Raw genomic sequence first — 6,433 nt, 5'->3', positions numbered from 1 at the left:
GTACGATTGCGAAGGCAACCTGGAGAAGGTTTGGGACGCCAACCATCCTTCGACCACCCAGCAGAGCGGCCAGACGGAGATCCCGACGACGATGTACTCCTACGACGCGCTGGACCGACTGGAGACGGTGACCCAGCGCTGGGGCGGAGATTCGGCTTTCGGGATGTTTGCCGTGACCGAGTACGGCTATGACGTCCAGGACCACCTGACCAGCGTCACCGACGCCGAAGGCAACGAGACGAGCTACGTCTACTCGGACCGGGACCTCTTGACCGAGGAGATCAGCCCCGTCTCCGGCACCACGACCCACCGCTACAACGAGCGCGGCGAGCTCGAAGAGAGCACCGACGCCCGCGGCATCGTGACCACGAGGGTCCTCGACGAGCTAGACCGCGTCACCTTCGTGGACTATCCGGACGACTCGTTGGACATCACCTACACCTACGACGACCCGCTGGTGCCGTTCTCGAAAGGCCGACTCACCGCCATCACGCGCAACGGCCAGGCCCTCGACTACCGATACGACCGCTTCGGCCGCCTCACCCAGGACGGCGCCCTCGGGTATGCCTACGACGCCAACGGCAACCGCAGCGGCGTGGAGTATCCTGGCGGGGTGACCGCCGTTTCGACCTTTGACTACGCGGACCGTCCTCACAGCTTGACGGTCCAGCGACCCGGTGAGCCGGATCTCTTCCTCGCCGACGGGGCCGAGTACGCGCCCTCTGGCCCGCTCAAGAGCCTCGACCTCGGCAACGGCCTCACCGAGACCCGCAGCTTCACCGACCGTTACTTCCCTTCGGCTATCACCGTGGCGCCCACCACGCCTCTGACCGGGACAGCCGTCCTCCAGTGGACCTACACCACCGACAACGTGGGCAATATCGAGGGCATCCAGGACGCTCTCACCCCGGCCAACGATAAGGACTACGGCTACCAGGACTTTCAGTACTACCTCACCAGCGGCGACGGCCCGTGGGGCGATCTAGCCTGGACCTACGACCGCATCGGCAATCGGCTGGTAGAGACTCGGGACGGCGTCACCGACACCTACGCCTATCAGCCGAACGGTGCCAGCGGGAACACCGCAATCCTCGACACCATCACCCTGGGCGTCACGGGCACCAAGACCTACACCTACGGCCCCGCCGGGCACCTGGAGCAGGTCACCGCGCCAGCCAACGAGATCACCTACCGCTCCGACGCAGCCGGCCGGCTGGCCCGCCTCGAACGCCCAGCCGGCGATGCTGCCAGCGACTTCCTCTACGACGGCCGCAGCTTCCTGACCACCGCCCGCGCCGACTCCCTGAGCGAGATCTTCACTGACGGTTTCGAAGCCGGCGACGGCTCGTGCTGGACCAGCGCGGTCGGCTCCGACATCGGCGCCGGCACCGCCGACTGCTCCACCGACCCGAACCTCTCTAGCGTCTACAGCTCCGAAGGCCTTCTCCACGCCGTCACCCACTTCGCCGGTCCGATGGAGAAGAGCACCCGCTACTACTTCTATTTCGCCGGTCGGCCCCTGGCGCAGATGGACGCGCCGGCGGGCGGGAGCGCCGAGGTGACCTGGCTGAGCGTGGATCACCTGGGGACTCCGGTGCTGGCGACGGACGCGGTGGGTGCGGAAGTTTGGAAGGGCGGCCTCGAGCCGTTTGGGGCGGACTACTCCGGGGCGAGTCTGGCGGGAGTGGACTTGCGGTTCCCGGGGCAGTGGGTGGATGCGGTCTGGAAGGAGGCGGGTGAAGGAGGGGTAGGCAGCAACAACCTGCATCGCTGGTATTCGCCCACGACGGGGAGATACTCCAAGCCAGACCCAGTGAACCTGGGCGTTCTCGGCAGTGTCACTCGGCCACGAGACCTTCCGCTCGACTCAACCGTTTCCTACTATCTAGCGATGCTACGGACGGGAAGCCCAAAGCTCGAGCAGCCGTTTCTTTACAGCGCCCAGAATCCTCTTCTGTATCTCGATCCCCTGGGCCTATATGGACCGGCCGCGCTGGCCACGGCCGGTGGAGCCTGTATTGCCATCGATGGACCAATCCCCGTGGGAGATATCCTCGGCGTACCCATCATCGCGGTTGCTGGTACCTGGGCAGCCACCGAGCTGGTCAAAGATTGGTGGAACAGCCGGAGAAACTGCGAAGAGTGCGAATCGAAGACCCGTGACATCTGCAAGCGTCTCCTCATACTGTGCCTCGAAGACCCATTCCAGCCTGACTGGAACAAGCCAAACTTCGGCCCGAGAAAGGACTGCGGGGCCTGCTATAGGTCGTGTATCAAGAATGGTGGCGGGTGGCCGTTTGAAAAGTGTCCTCTAGGTTGATGAACATGATCACTGAAGCTGAGTGGCAAGAGTGGAACGAGGCCCAGCAGGCTGCCACGATAGCAGGCCTTGTGGGCAACGACTTCAAGGCCGCTGTCAACATTCTGAATAGGTACTTAGAAGATCGTGCACCAGAAGACCTTCGGGGGGAAGTCATAGCCTTTCGAGGAACTTTGTATCAGGAGCACGGCGAACTAGAGAGAGCTAAGAATGACTATCTCGAAGCGTGGCATCTTGCCGCGGAAGACTACGCCCGCTTTGAACTAGAAGACACCCTCGCCGAGATCAGCAAGAAGCTAGATGATGCGCAGGAAGCTGACAGGTGGTACTCGACGGCCCTAGCAACAGGGGCCACTGATCCCCGGGCTGCTGGTGGAGGCTTTCTGCTTCGCTTCTTACAGTTTCGTGGCCAGCATGGACTCAGCGATCATGAGCGTCAGCTTGCCGAAACGATGATCATTCATGGGTGGCAGCTTCTCCAAGTAGAAGGAGAACCCGTTCTCCATGACCTAGAGGAAGCAGCGGGTCGACTGCTGGAGGCCCAGCAAGGACCCTTCTCAGCGCACCGCCCGCCAACACCAGGAGTTGATCCTGAGTCTTGAACCGAATCCCGATACCAACTGGGCGCTCCCCCTACCGCGGGGGCCAGTTCCGCAATAGGTACGGCACCAAAAACAAGATGCAGGAGACGATGAGGGCGTAGAGGGGGATGAAGGGGGAGATTTGGTGGAAGGGTTCGGGGAGGAGGGCCCAGAGGAGGGCGTAGGGGCCGGCGGGGCCGATGAGATAGAAGAGAAGGAAGGGGCGGCGGAGGTGCTCGGGGAGTTTGTGGCGGCGCTGGACGTAGACGTTGCCCATCAGCCAGCCGCCGGCGGCGGCGCAGGCGTAGTAGGCCTGGAGGGTGAGCTGGACCATGCCGGCGAGGTGGATCCAGCCGAGGCCGTTGAGGATGGCCAGGAAGCCGCTGCCCAGGAAGATGCCGCCGAAGATGGGCTCCCAGGGGCCGGGGACCTTGCGGGGAGTTTCCTCCGTCATGTCGACAGCCCCGGGGCTCGCTCATCCATTGCGCGCTTCCCCACCGGCCCCCACCCACGACGCTGGAGCGTCTCCCCCGAGCTCCCACGCTGGAGCGTGGGAGCGAGAGAAGCGGATAGATCCGCTGGCGAGGGTGGGGGCGTCCCTCTCCCGGCCGGGAGGGGGAAAGGGCTGGGAGAGGGATCGAGGGTGAGGGGCTGCCCAACCCCCTCGACCACACCGCCCTGCCCAACGCACTCGACTCAGGACTCGTCCCCGTCGGGATGCCAGCGCAGCACCGTCTGGCGGGCGGCGCGGGCTTCGTCGCAGCGGCGCACCGGGGTGGTGTAGGGGGCGCCCTTGACCAGGTCGGGAGCTTCCTTGGCCTCCAGGGCGATGGCCTGCATGGCTTCGATGAAGCTGTCCAGCTCGCGCTTGGCGACGGTCTCCGTAGGCTCGATCATCAGGGCGCCGGAGACGATGGTGGGGAAATAGATGGTGGGCGGGTGGAAGCCGTAGTCCATCATCCGCTTGGCGATGTCGAGGGTGGAGACGCCCTGGGGCGACTGCCATTTGTCCGAGAACACCACCTCGTGGAGGCTCGGCGACTCGTAGGGCAGGTGGTAGCTGTCCCGCAGACCCTGGCGCACGTAGTTGGAGTTGAGCACCGCGTTCTCCGCCACCTGCGCCAGACCCTCGCCGCCCATGGCGTGAATGTAGGCTAGGGCGCGCACCAACATCCCGAATTGTCCGTGGAAGGAGCGCACCCGGCCGATGGAGTCGGGGCGGTCGTAGTCGAGGAAGAAGGGGCCGTCCTCCCCTTCCCTTTCCACCATCGGCGCCGGCAGGAAGGGCACCAGCTCCTCGCACACCGCCACCGGGCCGGCGCCGGGACCGCCGCCGCCGTGGGGGGTGGTGAAGGTCTTGTGGAGATTCATGTGCAGCACGTCGACGCCCATGTCGCCGGGGCGGACTTTGCCCACGAAGGCGTTGAAGTTGGCGCCGTCGCAGTACAGGAAGCCGCCCTTGGCGTGGACGATGCGGGCGATCTCGAGAATGTGGTTCTCGAACACGCCGAGGGTGTTGGGCACGGTGAGCATCAGCGCCGCCACGTCCTCGGTCATGGCCTCTTCGAGGTGATCGAGGTCGAGGGTGCCGTGCTCGTTGGAAGCCAGCTCTTTGACCTCGAAGCCCGCCAGGTGAGCGGACGCCGGGTTGGTGCCGTGGGCGGAGTCCGGGATCAGCACGTAGCGCCGATCCTCACCGCGCTGGGCCAGAGCCTGCTTCGCCAGCAGGATGCCGGTGAATTCTCCGTGGGCGCCGGCGGCGGGCTGCAGGCTGACCCGCGGCAGGCCGGTGATCTCGATCAGCAGCTGCTCCAGCCGCCACATCAGCTCCAGACTGCCCTGGACCGTCCCCTCGGGCTGCCGAGGATGGCTGTTGGCGAAGCCGGGTAGCCGCGCCAGCTCCTCGTTGACCCGCGGGTTGTACTTCATGGTGCAGCTGCCCAGGGGGTAGAGCCCCAGGTCGGGAGCGTAGTTGCGGCGGGAGAGGCGGGTGAAGTGGTGCAGCACGTCGACCTCGGAAAGCTCCGGCAGGCCCTCGATCTCGCCGCGCTGCAGCTCCTCCGGCAGCAGGGCGTCCAGCGGGGTCTCTTTGACTCCCGTCGCCGGCAGGGTGACGCCGATGCGCCCCGGGCTGCTGAGCTCGAAGAGCAGGTCCGGGCTGCGCCAGTGGATGTCCGGAGACTCGTGGTGCTTGGTCTCCACCTGGTGCTCCGTCGGCTCTTTGACTGCGGAATCGTTGGACATCTTGCCGTTCTCCTAAGCCTTTCTTTTGGCTCCGTCAGGTGGTCTCCCGACCTGTTCAGACCGTCTCTACCGAAAGCGTGCCGCCGATCTCGTGGGGTCCCTCAAGCGGGGAGCGGCACGACCTCCGTCCCGGCGCCGAGCTGCCGCAGCTCGGTGAGCAGCCGCTCCAGATCCTCCGGCGGGTTGCACTCGGTGACGGCGATGAGGAAGGAATCCTCCAGCTCCGGATAATCCGGCCCCAGGGGCACCCCCGCCAGCACGCCCCGCTCTTCCATGGCCTTCAGGGTGTCGGCCACGCTCTCCGGGCTGCGCACCGCGAACTCGTTGAAGCACGGCGTCTGGAAGGTGGCTTTGTAGTTCAGCTCGGAAGCGAGCATGGAGCGCAGATAGGTGGCCCGCTGGAGGTTGAGCTCCGCCAGCTGGCGCAGACCCACCCGACCGTGGAGGCCCAGATAGACGGTGGCCGCCAGGGCGCACAGGGCCTGGTTGGTGCAGATGTTGGAGGTCGCCTTCTCGCGCCGGATGTGCTGTTCCCGGGTGGCCAGGGTGAGCACGAAGGCGCGGTCGCCGTTGGCGTCCACGGTCTGGCCGGCGAGACGCCCGGGCATGGCCCGCTTGTGTTTCTCGCCAGCGGCCAGGAAGCCCAGGTAGGGGCCACCGTAAGCCAGCGGCAAGCCGAAGCTCTGGGCCTCTCCCACGGCGATGTCGCAGCCACCCTCGCCGGGGCTCTGGAGCAGCGCCAGGCTGAGAGCCTCTGCCACCACGCCGACGGTGAGGGCACCGTTTTGCTGGGCGACCTCCGAGGCGTCGGACCAGCGCTCCACCACGCCGAAGTAGTTGGGGCTCTGGAGCGCCACGCAGATGGTGGTGTCGTCCACCGCCGCGTCCAGCGCCGCGCGGTCGATGCGGCCGCTCTCCTCCCAGCCGATCTCCACCATCTCGACGTCGAGGTTGTCCAGATAGGTGCGCAGGGTCGCCCGGTACTCCGGGTGAATGGAACGCGCCATCACCACCTTGCGGCGTTTGCGCTGCACCCGCATGGCCATCATCACGCCCTCGGCGAAGGCGGAAGCACCCTCGTACATGGAAGCGTTGGCCACCGGCAGACCGGTGAGCAGGGAGATGAAGGTCTGGAACTCGAAGATCGCCTGCAGCGTGCCCTGACTGACCTCCGGCTGGTAGGGGGTGTAGACCGTCAGGTACTCGGAGCGGGTGAGGAAGGAATCGATCACCGCCGGCGTCTCGTGGCGATAGGCACCGCCGCCGAGGAAGCTCACCAGGTCCCGTC

The 6,433-nt window shown here is 65.7% G+C and carries 5 protein-coding genes; 2 read left to right on the top strand and 3 right to left on the bottom strand.

The window, feature by feature from the left end:
* Both SX243_24770 and SX243_24765 read left to right on the top strand, forming a co-directional pair.
* The coding region (locus tag SX243_24770) for a hypothetical protein (GenBank protein MDY7096201.1) at positions 1-2,320 on the top strand (2,320 nt) is incomplete at its 5' end.
* Complete coding sequence (locus SX243_24765; protein MDY7096200.1) at positions 2,317-2,922, top strand: hypothetical protein; 606 nt, start codon at positions 2,317-2,319, stop codon at positions 2,920-2,922. The genes SX243_24770 and SX243_24765, both read left to right, overlap by 4 nt.
* Positions 2,923-2,953: 31 nt before the next feature.
* On the opposite strand, the gene SX243_24760 is transcribed toward SX243_24765, so the two are convergent.
* From SX243_24760 to gcvPA, 3 genes are all read right to left on the bottom strand, one after another.
* Positions 2,954-3,355, bottom strand: a complete 402-nt coding sequence (locus tag SX243_24760; protein MDY7096199.1) for a hypothetical protein — start codon at positions 3,353-3,355, stop codon at positions 2,954-2,956.
* Between the two features lie 242 nt (positions 3,356-3,597).
* Entirely contained in the window at positions 3,598-5,145 is a 1,548-nt protein-coding gene (gene gcvPB / locus SX243_24755) for an aminomethyl-transferring glycine dehydrogenase subunit GcvPB (GenBank protein MDY7096198.1), read from the bottom strand.
* A 101-nt stretch (positions 5,146-5,246) separates the two neighbouring features.
* Positions 5,247-6,433, bottom strand: a 1,187-nt coding sequence (gene gcvPA, locus SX243_24750) for an aminomethyl-transferring glycine dehydrogenase subunit GcvPA (protein MDY7096197.1), incomplete at its 5' end; no start/stop codon positions are given.

Source organism: Acidobacteriota bacterium, from assembly GCA_034211275.1.
In the GTDB taxonomy this organism is placed as follows: domain Bacteria; phylum Acidobacteriota; class Thermoanaerobaculia; order Multivoradales; family JAHZIX01; genus JAGQSE01.
The sequence above is the reverse complement of the archived record's forward strand: the minus strand, read 5'-3'. Positions and strand labels throughout refer to the sequence as shown.